Below are 18,269 nucleotides of genomic sequence, written 5' to 3' on the forward strand. Positions count from 1 at the left end.
AAATAGGGGGTTAACTATTACCATTATTATTTATAAAATCTGCCCCCGCATTCTCAATACTAAAAAGGCATCCACTGGGAATCAGCAGATGCCTTTTTGCGTTTTAGTTTATTCAATTAACATTAACGTTAACATTAAACCCAAAAATACAATATTTCATAACCCTTTATATCACGAGTTACGATTAAATTTACATACTTTATATTCTCCATTATTGGATGAAAACTTTAAAATATTTCTGTCTTCTGGAATCCCCTCAAAATAAGCACCGATACAGCCAGTTGTACACCTGTGTCCAGATAACAAAATATTTAACTCTCTTTTTCTATATTTCACTTCAAGATCATGCATAAAGTTAAAAATTCTTTGCACATAGCTGTTACTATCCTCAACTCCATTATAAGCTCTAGAATCAGGAGCACCTCCAGCCATTTTTACTTCGTCTTTTCTTAATCCGTCTGCCTCTCCTAAATCAAAAACATCAAGTCTTTTATCGGTTATTGCTTTTATACCCGTTACGATTTCTGCTTTTTCAACTGCTCTTTCTTGCGGAGAAGAAAATACATAATCAAATTTTATATGTTTAAGCTTATCTCTTAAACATTCTGCTTGTTCTATACCATACTCATTTAATGGTAATCCTAATCTCCCTTGCAGTCTTCCTTCTTTGTTCAAATCTGTTTGCCCATGTCTAATTACATAAATCATGGCTATCCCCTCCCTGTTATTTTTATCCCCTTTAATTCAATAATTGCTTTTGATTACTATTCTAAATTCCTATGATACAGAATCAAATATATCTATCACTTTTTATTGATTTAATATTTATAATTTTAACATTTTCATTCACTAAATTAAGAGTTCTATTCTCATTTTCAATATGTAAAAAAGATATAACAAGTAATAATATCCTTATTGAATTCACACACCTAAAAAATCGATTCCCTGAACTTGAAAGGAATCGATTTTTCCTTTGACTTATTCAACTAAAACATCTATTTGTTTAATAAGAATGAGACCAGCACTTTCTTATTTCTTCCACTACAACCTCTGGTTTATCCCAATGTAGCATATGAGTAGTATTAGGAATTAATTTTACTGTTCCTCCTGTTTTCTGTTTAAATATGTTTGCTGTCTTACTTCTATATGCATCCCAGCTATTGGGTAATGTAGCCCTTAATAATAGGATGTTGGACGGCAAATTTTCATAAATATCTATTGTTTCATGTTTATGCATAGCTTTAATGATATGACCGACTGTTACACCTCTTGCATGCCAATACACTTTATTGTCATTTTCTAAACCCAGGCCTTTTACGGCCAGTTCTAACAAGGCAGACCATCTTGTATATGCTGCTTTTTCACTTTTGAAGAAAGATTTCCAATCATTAAATACATATTCTTCAAAATCTTTTTCATAGTAAGCTATTTCTTCTTCTACAGTTTCTTCTTTAAGTCTTTTTGTTTGATATCCTCCATCTATGAGAATACTACCTTTTACTCTTTCGGGGTATTCCATCAAATAAAACAAAGACACCAAACTTCCCCAAGAATGTGATAAGAAATAAAATTGTTCAATTTCAAGATGATTCAATAGGTCGTTTAACCATGTTGCCAAACGAGGCATTTCATATTCTTCAGCACTTTCAAACGGAGAAGTTTTACCGTGTCCAGGCACATCAATTGAAATCAATCTATACTCCGCTTTGAGCTGCTCAGCAATTTCTATAAAACTAAGACTCGTGCTTCCTAATCCATGTAAACAAAAAATTACGGGATTATTTTTACTCTCCCATTCTGTAATATGTACATCTATGTTCCCATTATTGATAAAATAGCGTTTCAAAATATTCCCCCAAAAAATTTCAATACAACTACTACTCATTTCGAATACATTTTTCATCTATGCGTCTTGACTATCATATACTTTTTTAGTAACAGGTTATTATTTTATCCCATATTAACAGGCAGTAGGACTCTCACCTCAAGATTGATAAAGAAACGAGGAAGAATTGGAGAATTGTACATTTTAATATAAAGATGTAGTATCTTTGATTTCTATGTCAAGTTTTCCATTTGCATCAACAAATTTTATCGTTATTACAGCATTTCCAGAATAACCTCTTTCAAAATATCCAATAACATATTCTGTATATAAATTCCCTTTGGTATCTTTACATTGAAGCTTCATTGCACTCTCACCAAAATTCTCAGTTGGATTTACGTTAGATTTATACTCTAGGTATCTTAATATCCGATTGAATATGCCCTTGACAACATTCTAATGGATTTTCATCTGAATCAAATACTCATAGTTTACGTATAGGACTCGTAAGTGCAATTATGACTTCAATGAACTTTGTAGCTGATGCTAGTATAAATATTGCAACTGGGTTAAAGTCAGAAATCACTCCACCCGCTAATGCTCCTAACGGCATAGCCAGACGGGTAAGCACTCTTGAGAATCCTAAAACTCTTCCTTGCATATCGGTAGGTACAGTTTCCTGTCGGACCGATGCTACAATGGTATTCCAAGCTATATTACAAATCATAGCAATACCAAATGCAATACCTGGTGCAAGCCAATATTTACTCCATATGGCATAGGTCAATCCAATCGCACCTATACCTAAAAGAACAGGAATAAGAATTCCACGTCTGAAACGTTGTTCGAGCGGAACAACAATGATACTTCCTAAAAGGCCACCTACTCCGATCAACGTATAATTAAGACCACTTTGTTCAGCAGATAAGTGTAATGTTGAAAGCAAGTAATACATAAGTGCTCCCAGTATGGCACTAGCGCCAAAGTTACCTACCATTGCTTGAAAAGATAAAGCAAGGTTAAGACGATCATTTAATAGCCATTTAAATCCCTCTTTCATATCGTTCCCTAGGTTCCCCAATAGATTTCCCGCTTTATCCATGGGTTTTCTTTTTTCGATTTTTGGTAATAGCAAGACTACAATTAAAGTAGCTACAAAAGAGAGGACATTTATCCAGAGAGCGTTAAGTCCTCCTATTACAGCAATTATAATGCCCGCTAATGCGGGTCCTGTTAAACTAGCAATTTGATTAACCATTTGGTATGCCGAATTGGCTCTTGTTAACGACTGACCTGCGATATGTGGAATTACTGTAACAGTAGCTACATCAAACAACATGGATAGTATTGCTAAAATAAAAGAAACAACGTATAGATGCCAGATTTGGAGAAGACCTAGCATATGAAGAATGGGAATGAATGCTACCAAAGCAATACATCCTAGATCAGCGGTCCACATTAATTTTCGTCGGTCACAACGATCTACCACTACTCCTACTATTGGACCAAATAAAACAATGGGTAGCACACCAATAGCAAAAAGAGAACTCATTATTACTGCTGAACCAGTCAACTCATAGGCAATCCAAGGAAGGGCAAACGTATAAAGGGAATCACCAACCCTGGAAATCAGTAAGCCAAAAACAAAAATCACGTATATACTAGGCAACTGTGTAATTGTTGAAAGCACATTTCCACTTGTTTCTTTGGATTGCAGCGGTGAATTAAGATTTGTCTCCTTTTTAATTGTCAAAACTATATCCCCCTTTAACAGGTGAATTTTGGTATGTATTTATGGGTAGTAAGCATCCTACTGATTATTAGCCTGACCAATCGGGCTTTTACAGGCAGTTGATCCCCCACCCAACTTCTTTGCTTTTGTTGAATTTTGAGGTAGGGGTCTGCCCACAAATAGCGGGATAAATGTTCTTCAAAAAGCTGATTAAGTGCTTGATAATTATAAAATTCTACAAAATATCCAAAAATCCTTACATTACTTAATACTTGCTCCTATCATTATAAGAATTACTTTTTTAAATAATGAACGTTTTATGTTTTATATAAGAGAAGTGTATACATCATGGATTGAATGAAAAGACAACATTAATGTGATTGAAGAACTGTCTTCAACTTCTTATAGAAAAAAGCAATCAACATATTATGTAAGTTTAATATATTTGCCCTTTTTAGTTTATTTTAATTCTGATCTCGATACATAATCCCTCGTCTGTAATATTAAAAGTAGATTCTTTTTAAACTTCTTCAAATCAAAAGTATTTTTGCTTTTTAACAAGCAAATAATAATTTATTTTTCACCTTATTCCCCCTTTTTTTCATATAAACCATGTATTCGAATAAATATCTCACAAGTTTGAAAGTCTATCATTTTGAAATTTTTTATACAAATTCTACTTACAGATATCAATCATTACATTTCATTAGAAAACTCTACAAGTTCAAGTTGATTCAATAGCTATCAATATATTCTGATTGGATTGTATATGAACAGACTCGCTTTTCTCTAAAACAAATACAATCTCCCGTTGTTTCAGACTAACGATTTTTTCACCATATTATTCGGATACTTCGAATCTCAATAATCTAGAATTACTTCCAAATAATTTGGACTAATCTCCCCTTTCACACAGTAAGCTGAAAATGAAGGCCATAAAAATGGAGTGTGATTCTATGGAACGATTATGGATTCCGATGATCGTTACGTTTTTTTCGTTTGGTGGATTACTATTAGGTGGCGCTGTCGGACTTGCCACACGTCAACTGATAGAAGAGAAAATGCATCGTTTATATGCGCTATGCGGCGGTATCTTACTCGGTCTATTATCACTAGAAATCATTCCAGAAACTTTTTCAAGCTATGAAATCATGGGTCCTATGCTCGGAATTGCCATTGGTTTATTAATTATGAGTTTACTAGATAATTATTGCCATCACCCTATCATACATAAAAAAGACCAGCAAGCATGGCAAACTTTTTTATTTCTCTCCTTCGCTATTTTTATTCACAATATGCCGAGCGGCTTTGCATTAGGCGCTGCTTTTACAAACCATAATGAAACTGCCATTCCCTTCTTATTTGCGATTGTTATACACCATATTCCAGAAGGATTAGCTTTAATCATTCCATTTTTATTTACACAGCATAAATATCTCTCATTTCTATTAACAATTCTGTTATTATCAATTATCCTCGGCACTGGCACAATCTTTGGGATGATGATGAACGGGAAAGCGATTCATTTACAAGGGATGATAATGGGAAGTGCAATCGGTTCTTTAGGATATGTCACAATACATGAAATGCTTTGGAAAGCGAAGAAACACCTCGCTTTACTTCCCTTCTTATCCTGGTCTATGAGCGGTTTTTTACTCATAACAGCCTTTACATTCTTCGCAGGACACCATTAGAACTGCACTTTTATTTATTATTTGTATATTTTACCTTTTTTTTCGAAACATAGTAGTATCACAGTATGTAAGGAGGATCTTTCATGTTTCGAAAAACAGCAGGTGAAGCGCTTGTTGATTTGCTTATCGAATGGGGCGTTGATCACATTTACGGTATGCCCGGTGATTCGATCAATTCTATTATTGAGCCACTTCGAAAAAAACAAGACCAAATTAAATTCATTCAAGTTCGCCATGAAGAAGCCGGTGCATTAGCGGCTGCATCTTATGCAAAATTAACAGGAAAATTAGGCGTTTGTATGGCTATCGCTGGGCCTGGTGCGATCCACTTACTAAATGGATTATATGATGCAAAACTAGATCAAGCACCCGTTCTCGCAATTACAGGTCAAGTTGAATCAGATTTACTCGGAACAGGATTTTTCCAAGAGGTAAACTTAGAAAGAATGTTTGATGATGTCGCTGTTTATAATCAACGAATTATGTCAGCAGAACAACTCCCTGCGGTTGTAAACCAAGCGATTCGTATGGCATATACAAAGAAAGGTGTATCTGTTCTTACCATACCAGATGATGTTCCGAAGTTTGAAGTAGAAGCTGGCGCACGTATAACAAGTTCTTCTTTTACATTACCCGAACTCTTTCCGCAAGAAGAGGATCTAAAGTTAGCAAAGCTAGCATTAAATAACGCAAAAAAACCTGTTATTTTAGCTGGAAAAGGAGCAAAACATGCGAAGGAATCTTTACTTGCATTCGCAGAACATATTGGCGCACCAATTGTTTTAACACTTCCAGCTAAAGGAATTATTCCTGATGAACATCCCCTTTGTATAGGCGGATTAGGGTTAATTGGAACAAAACCATCTTACGAAGCAATGAAGCATGCAGATACATTAATCATGATTGGTACTTCTTACCCTTTCACTGGTTTTTTACCCGAAAAAGCAAAAACGCTTCATATTGATACGGATCCTGCACAAATTGGGAAGCGTTATGCGACAGATATCGGATTAGCTGGTGATGCAGATAAAACATTGAAATGGTTTTTAGAAAATGTGGAGAAGCATGAGGATCATTCATTCCTAGAATATCATCAAGAACTGATGAAGAAATGGGAAGAAAAATTGCATAATCAAGAAGAGGACTCTTCTACTCCAATTAAACCACAAAGAGTTATGCATGCCTTGCAACATGTCGCTCATGATGATGCCATTTTATCAGTAGATGTTGGGAATGTAACAGTATGGGCTGCTCGTCATTTTCGGATGACGAATCAACAATTTATCATCTCTAGTTGGCTCGCTACACTCGGATGTGGTCTACCTGGAGCAATTGCTGGTCAAATCGCTTATCCAGATAAACAAGTCTTTGCAATTTGTGGTGATGGTGGATTTGGAATGACAATGAATGATTTTGTCACTGCAGTAAAATATAAATTACCAATTGTGATTGTTGTACTCAACAACCATAAGATTGCAATGATTAAATTCGAACAAGAAGTAATGGGAAATATTGAGTTTGGTACAGATTTAACAAACCCTAATTTTGCAAAATATGCTGAAGCATGCGGTGGAGTTGGCTACCGTGTAGAACACTTAGATGAACTTCTCCCTGCTTTTGAAAATGCAGTAAAACAAGATAAGCCATGTATTATTGATGTAGTAGTAGATGTAAATGAAGCACCAATGCCTGCAAAAATTACATTTGGGCAAGCTGCCGGATATACGAAACATATGCTAAAAGAGTTATTTGAAGAAGGAAAAATTGATTTACCACCTTTGTAAAATCGAAAAAAGATAGATGAAAACAGATTGTTCTCATCTATCTTTTTTATTTAGATACTTCTTGATGGAAGGAAAAATCTTCTCTTTCACTTTTCGCCTGTTTCTCAACTTTCTCTTCTTTCTCTCCTACTTTCCTTCTCCTCAGATTTCCTATTCCAATCGCCCTTTGTAGACTATTACTTATAAGATCCCCTTCCAAAATTGTCAGGATATGAAAAAAATCAGTACCAGAACGATCCAAGTATGTGTGGTCAAATGACGGAAATTTTGTCCAATCGGTCCTGTCCACTCCTTCGTCACACTATCTGTATCACCGCTATATGATATAGTTCCTCCAAAAAACCAATGGAGTAAACCAATATGTAAAAGTAGCAATAACATGCTAACAAATTGCTGCGCAACCAGTAAGAAAAAAGATGGCAAAAGATGTGGCCAAACATGTCGACATAATTGATGCCATTTACTTCCTCCAAGAACCATTGCTGCCATCATAAACTCTTCTCTTTTTACAGGACCTCTTGTGCCGTATACAGCATGACAGTCGGTACAGCCAAGCATGTGAGAATACTAATTTGAAACAGAACTCGCATTGTAAACGGAGCAGGGACTGTTCCACTTTGAAAGACTAAAACTTCCTTTAACATAAAATAAGAAATCATGATCATCGGAACAATACTAAATGGATCAAAAGATGAAGAAATAACCGGAAAAGAACGTTTACTATATATACCAAGAAGGAAACCTATTTTGAGTTTCCCCTCATCAAACCTTACATCCCATATTAAGGGATATAACTTACCAACATGTTATATCGTGAATTTCAAATACTGTTCTCTGGACATAGTTTTATTTAGCGAAAGCTGTCTGTGCTGTTGAATAAGGATTAGATAATGATCAAACTTTTTTTCAAAATGGATTCTTTTTATTATCGTACAATACGGGTTTGTGAGGTGTTTTTAATCAAACTTTTTTTCAAACCTACAATAGTTCCCACAATATGTTGTTTCTGCATAACTTCGCTCCAAGAAAAATTCTTACCTTTCACAATACAGAAAATTCGAAAATCGTTTGAGTAAACCTGTATATCGAATTAATAGTATCTTTTTTATAAAGAGTTTAATAATATATTATGGTTTATATAAAATCCTTGGAAGTTTCGTTATATCCTCTCCATTTATATGCCACTTATCGTCACCTTTATTATACATATCAACCCTTACCGATTCTTCCGTAGAAGATATATCTGCTTCAAGTAATATTGAAGATGAATAATCATGTAGTTGCTTTATTAATTTTGGGTTAGATATTGATGGGTTTTCACTTAATATTCTTTTTTGCTCATCTTCAACTTTTGTTCTCAAACTTGATATCAATATTGGCTTTGATTTTATTTCCACTCCTGCAGTTTTACCTTCTCCGTCTATATATACAACATTCGTTTCAAATTTCACTTTTTGCCGTATTGCTTCTTTAAAATTTTTGAAATAGTTATCTACTGATTCTTCTGTAATACTAGATACGCCTTCATAATTATATAGGATTGCTTTTCTAACCTTTTCCGCCATCGCTTCATTAAATTGTTTTCCATCTTCACCTGTTAATTTACTCATTTTGTCTATGTCTTTATCATAGAAGCCCGCATTCATGTAAGCTGTTAGAGCTTCAGCTGGTCTATTTGCATTATCACTCTTTTTAGATACACTTCCTTGCTTTACTTTCGATGAATCTACATATGTATTACAAGCACTTAGCCCACCTATCGTAAGTGATACTATCAAACTCATACCTACTAACTTTTTGGAATATAGCATATTCTATCCCTATCCTTTTCTGTATAAATTATGAATTACAGTAATATCATACCATTATATTTCGGTGCTCTATAGCATATTTTATTTATATACAATTATTAAAATGTAAAAACCACTAAACATCACACCCTATTTTATTTCAAGGTGCGCCGTTATCTATAGCACTGGGATAAAGTTTAATTAAAATGACCCTACTAAATCCCTATGCAATACACAAAAAGAAACCATCTTGATTAATCTATTTTCAAAATGATTTCTTTTTGATTCTCACTAAATAAGGATTTGCAAAACATTTTTGATCAAACTTTATTTAAACCAACACTAACTTCTCCAAATAACTAACTGTAGAGAAAGAAAATTTTCATTTTGGGGGTACTTCAAAATCTTAGCTTGATAGTGATGGGGTCCCGCCAATCAAATGATATAAAACCCACGCTAAGACATTTTTTTAATTAACTGTACTATGATTATACGAGGATAGTTAGTTCAATATAAGAGCTAATATCCTCTTTTTAATACATATTAGAATTATAAACTATATTTAAAAATTCTAGTTTAATATGTTTACTATATGATCTTATGTTTTAAGGTGGAGGATGTTATGAAAGTACAGGAAGTGTTACTTGATGGTAGTAAGAAAAGGTATTACTTTTTGATGAAGGAGGAATGCCTTTAGTTCCGGTGATGAAGTATTTGAAGTATTTAGATGCAGCAGAAAAAAGCAGCAATACACTAAAAACATACTGTTATGCCCTAAAGCAGTTTTTTGATTATTTTTGGGAAGTAACAAAAGATTATAAAGGTTTGTTGAACAAGTTATACATGGATGACTGAAGAGAAACAACAGCGTTTATTAGAATGGTGGGAAGCGACTGAGCAAGGGACAGTAGTGGTGAAGCGCTTAGTTTCGTATATTACGGAACTCAGGTTGCACCCTGAATCAAGCCGTGCTGACGGGATGATTTTGTTTTATCGGGCCGCATCGGAGATTTCCTATGGTTATGCAGGGATGAGGGGCTGTATTCGTCATGCTTTCACGCCTGAATATTCCGAGTTTCTCCGCAATAACATTGTCAGGTGCCATAGCTTTACGCGGAAATTTTCTGTTGATACAAAGATTCTTCTGGAACGAGTCGCTAAAGAAATCACTGGGGCAAACGCGATGCATTTTTCGGTAAGAAAAACTTTCAAACGAGTCTTATGCAATCTATTACCATACTTACTACTCAATAGGAAAAAATGCCTGTCACTCCCTGAGAAATGTCGAAGCTGCAAAATTCATTCGACATTTCCAGGATGATGACAATGGATTATTTTTTATAATTCTATTTTCTGGTCACCACGTTTTTCTAGATTTTTAGCAGTTTTACTTTGGGCAACATCCTTTTGGTCTTTAAAGGTGCCCATGAGAAAATCATAGGCTGGGTTCGTAACACCATACCAGTAATTTTCATTTTTGAAGTGATGCCATAAATGAACCTTTTTCATCCAGCGCCCCCATGGTGATATTGGTTGAAGGGGGCGATGCGCGATATAATGCTTCCACTCATAAAATAATAAAAAGAGCATAATACCTGCAATAAATGCGTTTGTCATGAAAAAGCTGGATGAAAGAAAATAAAAAATTGCTCCTGCAATTGCAATGTTGGGTACACTATACCATAAGGGTAAAAATAATAAATGTAATTCATTCGGATTTGTATGGTGGTCATAATGTAGGCGCTTAAGCATTTTTAATAAAAATGCATTCTTTGGTGGCTTTAGATGAAAAATAAACCTGTGAGTAGCGTACTCAGCTACGGAATACATAATCATTCCCAAAATAAAAGCACCCCAAATTCCGATAGAGATTAAATGTAGAATCATAAATCCAAAGCTAATGAGGAAAAAACAGCTCATGATCAATATATCAGGGTAGGAAAAATATTCTTTAAAATATTTTAGTTTCATTTATTACGCCTCCAGCTTTCTTTATTTTTTTCTATCTTTCCAGAGAGCCAAGCTTTTCTCCATTGTTGTCTTACACAATCTTTCCGCTTCAATTGCATCTCCCTTTAATGCAGCTTTTAATAAGTCGTGGTAATAGTTGAAGGACAACCCACGATGATCTTTTACAGAAAAATATCTTTTCCCCATATCTACATAAATGGAATCGAAGCTATTTAAAATGAGTAGAAAGATCGGATTGGCCGCAAGCCCAGCACACCTTTTTTGCAAATCCCAATCAAATGCTGCATAGCTTTCTGCACTATCTTCAAGCTGCTCAAGATTGGCAAGGAGAGCAACCACTTTAGGTTGATTAAACGTAACAGCATCACGAATATAAGTCGGAGTCAACGAACTTCTAAATTCTAATAAGTACATAATAAATTCATCTGTAATGGTATGATGATTCTCAACAATATTAATAAGTGTCGTTAGATTCCCATTGCTCCAATAATCATTAATACGCGCTGGCATTCCTTTTCTCCCTGTTATCCATCCACTCCTTCCTAAACGTTGAAGCGCCTCCCGAATAGTTGGGCGACCAACACCAAATTCTTTCGCAAGCTCTCTTTCCGGCGGTAAAGTACTTCCTACAGAATAAACACCAGCCAATATGGATCTAATTAATTCATTCTCAATTTTATCTGAGGAGCGTTCCTTTTCTTTCAAACCATCGTCCCCTTTATTTTATGGTAATACATGTTAAAGACATTGGTAATACCAAAAATTATATAATGAATTTGAATTTTCTGTCAATAAAAAAGGAGCGAATTTTTATAAATAGAATTATCGAACAAGCCCGTAAACTACTTAGTAGGATGGAAAATGATTGCTTAAATGCGTTGTTAGGATATTTATAAAAGAGAAAAAAACTCATTTAGATATACAACGGAGAACCGTATCATAAAGTAAATGAGGTTTTTATTCAACCTTATGAAAATTATTAGTTTTAGCAACTACATAATTTATAAGAATGAATGTTAGAATATCTGTTCAAAATAGATGATCAACCTTTTATATTTTAAAGTATGTGAAGAATTGTACTTAAAGTAACGGGTGCTATAGTGAAAGAAGAATTAATTGAATTTAAAGATTGAGACCATGTTTTATTTATTCCATTAAAGGGCGCGATTGTGGAACAAGAATTACAAGGGTGATACATATTATACATGACTAATATGTATAATATGTATCACCCTTTATTTTTTATGACTTTTTACGTTTTAGGTATTGATAATTTCAAAACGGTTGAACTTTATTTCAAATCAACAAATACACGATATTTTCAATAAAATTTAAAGATCTAGGACTATCCTTAAAATTAATTTTAAATTCGAAATGCAGATACGCATAATCAAGCTGCTTCTATGACTGAAAATTCCCTCTCTAACTTTTTTAACTTTTCATGTTAAACCCATGCCTTTTTTTATAAATTTAACTACCATTAAAATTTGTAAGATAGGTAAAATTAAAGCTAGATATATAATTAATTCCAACTTATCTATTAGCATGAATATAACATTAGGAATTATTAAAATGAGGCTGACAAGTGTCATTATCCAAGATTCTCGTTTTATAGCGACAATAAAAGTTATTAAAGAAATTAATAGTAACACCCAGAAAATAAAACCTACATACCAAAACATAAATATTTCATATTGATATCCCATTCTATTCTCCTGTCTATTTATTTTGAAAGCAAAAGGAGTCTTAGACTGCGTAAAGCATAATATAGAAAGAGTAAATTCGTAGAGTAAGTGGGTATAATTCTGTCATAAAAAATGACAGAATTATACCCACTTAAATAAAAAAACACGTTATTTTAAGCGTATTTAATCTGGGTATTATACGCTTTTGAAGCATTAAGAAACTTCTTCTTTCATTTTATATAATCTATCTCTTTTCTCATCATTTTTTATAAAAGTAAGCTTTCCTTCAATAACAAAACCTTCAAGAATTAAGCATACTTGTCCGTAAGCTTTAGGCTTATCGGTTGTGAATCTTTCATTAGGTATTTTTCCTGATAGTATTAATTTTTCACATAGCTGCATTGCACTTATTTCTTCAGAATTGAGTAATTCCAAGATATCTTTCTGCAGTGAAGATAAAGGTACTTCTATCTCGGTCGCCTCCACTACATTCTCATCAAATAAATCTTCAAATGAAATTTGATTCATCTCATCTATTCCTTTCTAACAATGACTTTGCAAAGTATAAATTGTTCGCTTATTCTATTAATACTTGCAAAGCTTAATTTCCATACTATTAAGCTTCTAGTAGCATGTTTTGATTATACCAAATATACGTTCTGGTATCTATTGAAGAGTTCATTATAAAAGGATGGACAGCGCTGGCAGAAGTTTTCCATTACCATATTTCTTTATTATTGTAGAAAGACAAGGATATGGATACTTTTTTAGAAAGAGATTTCTTACGTTATATATAATTTGAACTCATTAAAATAACATAAAAAATAGGATACATGAACAATTTCTAGATCAGAAATGTTTATGTATCCTATTTCAATTACTCTATTTCACACCTGCTACACATTGTGAGATGTAGTATAGTATAGATACTATACAGGTACTGTAGCACTCATATCATTAAAGAGTTTGTAAATTGGTAACTCCTTATAACGCTCCTGATCCGCCGTTTCAAATTGTTCGAATAATAATTTCGCTTCACGTGCACTTCCCAACAATACGTTGGCACAAAACTGCATTTCTAGATTTTCTGTATTTCTTTGTTTAAATTTAAATAGTTTCCTCATTTCTGCTTCTGTAATAACCCTTTCTCTTCGTAATTTGATTTGAAGTTGATTAATGAAAACAATAGCATCTGTTAAGTGCTCCCCTGAATATTTGCTATACAAATGTTCTGCTAAATGGAGCCATTCCGCATCTTCTGTAAGATCGAATACAGTCATGCACATCAAACAAAAATGATTTGTACAGTTTGCTAGTTCTGGGGTTTCATATGGATTAATGCGGTTAAACGACTCTTTAATTACTTTTTTCTTTACATTCACCCCATATGCCATTCCTGACGAATTTAATAATACATAGGGAGTATAGCATAATTGAACATCTTCATTGATAATATGAGTTCGCCCGTTTAACAACTCTTCTGAAAAAGCATTTATTAATTTTGGCGTTGATGATGGATTGTAGAATAAAATTATTTTGTTTGAGCCAATATTAAATACTACAAACTTAGCTTCATGCAGTTCATCTATTTTATAATTACTCATATCATCCTCAAGTATCATCTTATTAAACGCCTCGATTTGATCAACAAATCTACCAATATCTGTATCTTCATCTCCAAATACAGTTTCTTCATTTATCTCTAATTGTTGAAAGACTTCCTTCAAAGTTAGGAACGTAGTATGCAGTTTCACAATGGCTCCATAAATTTCTTCACGTTTACTCATAGCCCCAATATCAAACGTTAACTTTAACTCTTCGAATGAGATGATTTTTCCAGAAAAAATATGTAAAAGCAACGGTAATACTTTAAGCTGACTAGCCAAAGAGTGCAGCTTTATAATTTTGAAATTGAACTTTGTACTTCCTTTTTCATATGAAAATTCCAAAGAATTTTCAATTAACAGGACGACTTTCTTTTCCTCTTCCGCTATATTTACTTGTAATTCATATAAACATCCATCTATCGTCACCGTTTCCTGTATTTCAAGTAAAACCGCCTCTATTCGACCTTGATTAAGTGGAACGGATAATTCACCATGAACACCATACATAGTAAAATCATGCTCGAATATATTTCTTGTAGATGTTTTTGTAGGGTTATAAGTTAAGCTCGTTAATTCAAATGTATGATAATCCTCACGACTAAAGGGACTTTTTTCAATAAGAATGATTGGTTGTTTCTTTGATTCAGCCAAGAACTTGGTACATACACTAGTTAAATCCGTTTCACTAAGAGCTCTCAGTTCAATGCGTCTTTGTTTTTGTTCTTTTTCTTCCCCATATTTTTTAAGAACTTCGTTGATTTCAGTAGGTAGTAGTTGTTTGTAGAAAATCTCTGAGTCTCCATTTCTTTTTATTTCGACCACAAAAAACACTACACCCTGACTATTATAGTAATTTCGGTAATGATCCAAACCAATTGAAAACGTTCGAATTCCCCTCGTAAATTCTTTTACTTCCGTTCCTTTTACTTGCACTGGCACTTTGCCAAGCAATGAACCTACAGATTCTGAATCATCTTTAAAAACCTCAATATCACAATCAAATGATATTCCTTTATCTCCTACTGGAATATTCGATCTGAGAAAGGCATCTGGTTTATTCGCAAACGCAGTAATTGCTTCGACAGCTATCCTTTCTAATTTTGCACTAGACAACTTTGCCATTTCCATACCTCTGTTATTTGTTTATTTATATAATTATATCAAGTGTAATCTCCATAATCTAATTCAGCATACATAAAATTCCGAATAATTGCCCACAAAAAGTATAACTGATAAGGACATGCAAGATATTATTTATAAGTTGATGGACCAGTTTATTATAACTAATAATTTAGTCACTCAAGACGCTCTCGAATTTTATGATTTAGTATCATTTGAATTATTTCAAGACACCATCGTTGTATTTACACCTAAATTAGACCCTATTCATCTGCCACAAGGCGCTACTGTAATTGACTTTGCTTTTGCACTAAATCATGAGACGGCTAAGCATATGTCAGGTGCTAAAATTAATGGGGTAACAAAATCAATAACAACAAATGTTTCACATCTAGATATTGTAGAACTTTTGGTTACTGATAATAAAAGTAATGTGAGGAATGATTGGTTAAATTTCGCTAATAGCTCTAAAGCTCAACTTGAAATTTATAAAGAGTTAAAAAGATAAACTTCTGATAGCGGAATATATGTTAGCAAAAGGTGTTTTCACATATGGAAAACACCTTTATTATTCTACAACTATTTTTTAACAGTCTACCATTTTTTCCTATAGTCTAAAATAAATTTTTAAGGATATATATTAGTGAATAACTCACCCGTTTGTCTAGATAGCTGATTATTTTATTTAATCTATAATCGCTTGTTTAGTTAATTATTCTTATTTTCTTAGGTCCTCGATGCTACGCATCTGCGGATACGCCTCCCGCTATGGGCTTCTTCCTCTTCCAAAACCAATCAACCCTTTATACATAATTTTTCTGTTTTATACTCTTTCGCGTATAGTATGTAGTCTTTTATTTTCAACTAATTTATTATTAAAAGATTATAGAAACATCGTAACTTTATTTTAAATCCAGGTCTTTAAGTATGTTTAGAGAAAATACAAAAACACGATCGATGGTTCGCTGTAAAATGTTGATTGATACACATGTTAAAACGTTGATATAATAAGGTTTATCACCTGTATGTAGATAGGGGCTTTATCTGAACTATACGGAGGACTTAACTACTTTAAGTTGATGGTGAGAGGACAACTCCAGGGTAAGGTTGATGCAAGTAAACAGCCTTAATTTTCATTTATAACAACACATTACTCCTAAAAGGAGGGTTTTCATGTTACAGGCAGAGATTAATGCAAAGTTCTCTAGTACCAGTGAGGATTTACTTACCTCCTCGGTAATCGGCTCTTTACAGTTTCTATCCTCCCCTGCTTTTCTTGTAGCTGTTTTACAAAAAGCTATGAACACAGAGGGACAGCATCCTCAGCTTAATGAGGAGTTTCAGGATGCTCGATTCTATTTCTGGCCGCGGCTTCCGCTAAGTGAACCAGATGTCATTGTGTTATTAAAGACAGCTGCCGAAACCCTGTATGTCGTCTGTATAGAAGCTAAGTATTTCTCTAAGAAATCCAGCGAAGAAGATAAGACTGTAGCCATTGAGGAAAGAACTGTACAACAACGTGACCAATTGGCTAGAGAATATGAAGACATACATACACAAGAGTTTTACAGGACGTTTTCTATTAACCCTTCTGAAATAGCTGGAACCATCTTACTCTACCTAACTAATGATACAGCCCTGCCAGTTGAAGAGTTAAACCAAAGTTCCTCCAGCATTCAAATATCTAATGCTGGCCAAAAACATCATTTATACTGGTTGCCGTGGAAAGAATTTTATAGCGCAATCCATCAGAATTCTTCCACTATGATCAACAAAGATAGAAGGATACTGGACATTTTAAGACAATATCTAGAAAAGAAGGAGCTTGTTTGTTTTACACAGCCTACTCCTCTTCAATCGGTAACATTTAGCACCTGGGCATATGTTACCCACTCTAACAACGCCCTTGATTGGAGTTCCTTACAAACACATGAACCACTAGACTGGAAATATGGAGGAGATGCACATGAATGCAAATGAGATTTTAAAGATGTCTATTCAGAATGTAAGAGAGATGTATTCTAATAGTATATTAATACTACGGGATGTTGACACACAACTATCAGAGCTTAATTTGATGCCTTTGTTTGGAAACACTCTTGGCTCCGAAACCAGCAAAAGTATAACCCAAACGACGGAACAGTTTAACACGTTCTTTCCCCAGTTCATGTGCAGAGTGTATGTTAGGGTTGCAGAGCAACACCTTAAAGTTGTGTTTGTAAACGTACAGTTTTACCATACTAATTATCCGACTTTAGGACCTACTGTAAACGTAGGTGTATTCACTCTACCCGAACCTTACACATCTATAGAGTTAAAGAAAAAGCTTTACTATTGGTGGTTAAAGTACGCAATTTTTGAGACTAACACATCTGAACAAATAGATGTGACTGGAAACCACATAGAAACACAGCCATGGATAGAGAATGGAGATACTACAGTATGTCACTTCTGGTCCTATGAATTGGTGCACTTTCAACATCATGGTGACATTCAAAGCAAGGTTGTACAGAGTATCCTGCAATACTTTTCAACACCTAGGGACAATTAGGTTGGTTCGTATAATCATTTTGTCGGCCATGCCCCATCGCCACCAAGGTAAGATAAAATCATATTTCAAAAACGAAAAAAGTTTACCTTTAAAATTAAGTTTAATCAAAAACGTTCGTTCTTTTACAAATCAAATTACTTTGTCCCTGGTTACAGCAACGCTGGTACTGGGCCAAATAGTAAGTGTATCTATATATAATTCTACAAGAAACCCCTTCACCTTTAAACTGAAGGGGTTTCACTGGTATAATAAAGGTTATGTAAACTAGATTTCTGGGAAATATGCCGTCATATCAACGTTTGTTCCACTTTCGAGAAAGTTACCCTTCCGTACCCTTTATACATTGCTGATTTTACACTATTTTCAGCACCCAAACACCGTTATTTCCTACATAAACCTCACCTTGTTAACTATCTCTATTTTCGTTTGTTTTGTTATGCCTTAAATCGAATTGCAACTAGATTCTTCATATTTAATGAGTATTAATTCAGAAAACCCATAAACAAAAAAA

General features: G+C 33.9%; 15 protein-coding genes and 2 pseudogenes. 6 read left to right on the top strand and 11 right to left on the bottom strand.

Translation table 11 applies throughout. The features are described 5' to 3' along the window. Nucleotides 1-171: 171 nt before the first annotated feature. The 4 genes from MHH71_RS03560 to MHH71_RS03575 all read right to left on the bottom strand — a co-directional run bounded on the left by MHH71_RS03560 (nucleotide 172) and on the right by MHH71_RS03575 (nucleotide 3,542). The gene (locus MHH71_RS03560; RefSeq protein WP_006097530.1) at nucleotides 172-708 is read right to left on the bottom strand and encodes a histidine phosphatase family protein; all 537 of its coding nucleotides are present in this window, start codon (nucleotides 706-708) and stop codon (nucleotides 172-174) included. Between the two features lie 295 nt (nucleotides 709-1,003). Then, nucleotides 1,004-1,846 carry an alpha/beta fold hydrolase gene (locus tag MHH71_RS03565; RefSeq protein WP_018767014.1) on the bottom strand — a complete coding sequence of 281 codons (843 nt, stop codon included), beginning with the start codon at nucleotides 1,844-1,846 and terminating at the stop codon, nucleotides 1,004-1,006. A gap of 183 nt (nucleotides 1,847-2,029) precedes the next feature. Next, entirely contained in the window at nucleotides 2,030-2,191 is a 162-nt protein-coding gene (locus tag MHH71_RS03570; RefSeq protein WP_003204467.1) for a hypothetical protein, read from the bottom strand. Between the two features lie 118 nt (nucleotides 2,192-2,309). Beyond that, the gene (locus MHH71_RS03575; protein WP_050774453.1) at nucleotides 2,310-3,542 is read right to left on the bottom strand and encodes an MFS transporter; all 1,233 of its coding nucleotides are present in this window, start codon (nucleotides 3,540-3,542) and stop codon (nucleotides 2,310-2,312) included. Between the two features lie 971 nt (nucleotides 3,543-4,513). Here MHH71_RS03575 and MHH71_RS03580 point away from each other — a divergent pair. Both MHH71_RS03580 and MHH71_RS03585 read left to right on the top strand, forming a co-directional pair. Then, nucleotides 4,514-5,251, top strand: a complete 738-nt coding sequence (locus MHH71_RS03580; RefSeq protein WP_018767013.1) for a ZIP family metal transporter — start codon at nucleotides 4,514-4,516, stop codon at nucleotides 5,249-5,251. An 83-nt stretch (nucleotides 5,252-5,334) separates the two neighbouring features. Then, nucleotides 5,335-7,035 carry a pyruvate oxidase gene (locus MHH71_RS03585; RefSeq protein WP_006097527.1) on the top strand — a complete coding sequence of 567 codons (1,701 nt, stop codon included), beginning with the start codon at nucleotides 5,335-5,337 and terminating at the stop codon, nucleotides 7,033-7,035. A gap of 46 nt (nucleotides 7,036-7,081) precedes the next feature. Here MHH71_RS03585 and MHH71_RS03590 read toward each other — a convergent pair. Continuing rightward, nucleotides 7,082-7,781 (bottom strand): annotated as a pseudogene (locus MHH71_RS03590) (ABC transporter permease subunit); the annotation flags it as partial. Nucleotides 7,782-8,162: 381 nt separating this feature from the next. Then, nucleotides 8,163-8,846, bottom strand: coding sequence for a DUF5105 domain-containing protein (locus tag MHH71_RS03595; RefSeq protein ID WP_006097524.1), 684 nt, complete (start codon nucleotides 8,844-8,846; stop codon nucleotides 8,163-8,165). A gap of 666 nt (nucleotides 8,847-9,512) precedes the next feature. Here MHH71_RS03595 and MHH71_RS03600 point away from each other — a divergent pair. Beyond that, the gene (locus MHH71_RS03600; protein ID WP_033799514.1) at nucleotides 9,513-9,680 is read left to right on the top strand and encodes a transposase; all 168 of its coding nucleotides are present in this window, start codon (nucleotides 9,513-9,515) and stop codon (nucleotides 9,678-9,680) included. A 483-nt stretch (nucleotides 9,681-10,163) separates the two neighbouring features. Here MHH71_RS03600 and MHH71_RS03605 read toward each other — a convergent pair whose 3' ends face one another. The 5 genes from MHH71_RS03605 to MHH71_RS03625 all read right to left on the bottom strand — a co-directional run bounded on the left by MHH71_RS03605 (nucleotide 10,164) and on the right by MHH71_RS03625 (nucleotide 15,210). After that, nucleotides 10,164-10,796 (bottom strand): sterol desaturase family protein, encoded by a 633-nt coding sequence (locus MHH71_RS03605; RefSeq protein WP_003204448.1) that lies wholly within the window; start codon nucleotides 10,794-10,796, stop codon nucleotides 10,164-10,166. A gap of 21 nt (nucleotides 10,797-10,817) precedes the next feature. After that, entirely contained in the window at nucleotides 10,818-11,501 is a 684-nt protein-coding gene (locus MHH71_RS03610; RefSeq protein ID WP_006097522.1) for a GntR family transcriptional regulator, read from the bottom strand. 734 nt (nucleotides 11,502-12,235) lie between these two features. After that, complete coding sequence (locus MHH71_RS03615; RefSeq protein ID WP_018780437.1) at nucleotides 12,236-12,502, bottom strand: hypothetical protein; 267 nt, start codon at nucleotides 12,500-12,502, stop codon at nucleotides 12,236-12,238. Between the two features lie 192 nt (nucleotides 12,503-12,694). After that, nucleotides 12,695-13,009 carry a DUF3895 domain-containing protein gene (locus MHH71_RS03620; RefSeq protein WP_006097521.1) on the bottom strand — a complete coding sequence of 105 codons (315 nt, stop codon included), beginning with the start codon at nucleotides 13,007-13,009 and terminating at the stop codon, nucleotides 12,695-12,697. Nucleotides 13,010-13,410: 401 nt separating this feature from the next. Next, the gene (locus MHH71_RS03625; protein WP_033799513.1) at nucleotides 13,411-15,210 is read right to left on the bottom strand and encodes a DUF4365 domain-containing protein; all 1,800 of its coding nucleotides are present in this window, start codon (nucleotides 15,208-15,210) and stop codon (nucleotides 13,411-13,413) included. A gap of 94 nt (nucleotides 15,211-15,304) precedes the next feature. On the opposite strand from MHH71_RS03625, the pseudogene MHH71_RS03630 reads away from it, so the two are divergent. The 3 genes and pseudogenes from MHH71_RS03630 to MHH71_RS03640 all read left to right on the top strand — a co-directional run. Next, nucleotides 15,305-15,715: pseudogene (locus tag MHH71_RS03630) on the top strand (TGS domain-containing protein); the annotation flags it as partial. A 665-nt stretch (nucleotides 15,716-16,380) separates the two neighbouring features. Then, nucleotides 16,381-17,187, top strand: a complete 807-nt coding sequence (locus MHH71_RS03635; protein WP_006097518.1) for a hypothetical protein — start codon at nucleotides 16,381-16,383, stop codon at nucleotides 17,185-17,187. After that, the gene (locus tag MHH71_RS03640; RefSeq protein WP_033799512.1) at nucleotides 17,174-17,758 is read left to right on the top strand and encodes a hypothetical protein; all 585 of its coding nucleotides are present in this window, start codon (nucleotides 17,174-17,176) and stop codon (nucleotides 17,756-17,758) included. Before MHH71_RS03635 ends, MHH71_RS03640 begins: the two co-directional genes overlap by 14 nt. Nucleotides 17,759-18,269 lie beyond the last annotated feature (511 nt).

Origin of the sequence: Bacillus sp. FSL H8-0534, assembly GCF_038005885.1 — a bacterium.
GTDB classification, from domain to species: Bacteria; Bacillota; Bacilli; order Bacillales; family Bacillaceae_G; genus Bacillus_A; species Bacillus_A pseudomycoides.

Coding starts and splice junctions, on each gene's coding strand:
- MHH71_RS03560 (WP_006097530.1), bottom strand. CDS start 708: ATGATTTATGTAATTAGACATGGGCAAACAGATTTGAACAAAGAAGGA.
- MHH71_RS03570 (WP_003204467.1), bottom strand. CDS start 2,191: ATGAAGCTTCAATGTAAAGATACCAAAGGGAATTTATATACAGAATAT.
- MHH71_RS03580 (WP_018767013.1), top strand. CDS start 4,514: ATGGAACGATTATGGATTCCGATGATCGTTACGTTTTTTTCGTTTGGT.
- MHH71_RS03585 (WP_006097527.1), top strand. CDS start 5,335: ATGTTTCGAAAAACAGCAGGTGAAGCGCTTGTTGATTTGCTTATCGAA.
- MHH71_RS03595 (WP_006097524.1), bottom strand. CDS start 8,846: ATGCTATATTCCAAAAAGTTAGTAGGTATGAGTTTGATAGTATCACTT.
- MHH71_RS03600 (WP_033799514.1), top strand. CDS start 9,513: ATGCCTTTAGTTCCGGTGATGAAGTATTTGAAGTATTTAGATGCAGCA.
- MHH71_RS03605 (WP_003204448.1), bottom strand. CDS start 10,796: ATGAAACTAAAATATTTTAAAGAATATTTTTCCTACCCTGATATATTG.
- MHH71_RS03615 (WP_018780437.1), bottom strand. CDS start 12,502: ATGGGATATCAATATGAAATATTTATGTTTTGGTATGTAGGTTTTATT.
- MHH71_RS03620 (WP_006097521.1), bottom strand. CDS start 13,009: ATGAATCAAATTTCATTTGAAGATTTATTTGATGAGAATGTAGTGGAG.
- MHH71_RS03625 (WP_033799513.1), bottom strand. CDS start 15,210: ATGGCAAAGTTGTCTAGTGCAAAATTAGAAAGGATAGCTGTCGAAGCA.
- MHH71_RS03635 (WP_006097518.1), top strand. CDS start 16,381: ATGTTACAGGCAGAGATTAATGCAAAGTTCTCTAGTACCAGTGAGGAT.
- MHH71_RS03640 (WP_033799512.1), top strand. CDS start 17,174: ATGAATGCAAATGAGATTTTAAAGATGTCTATTCAGAATGTAAGAGAG.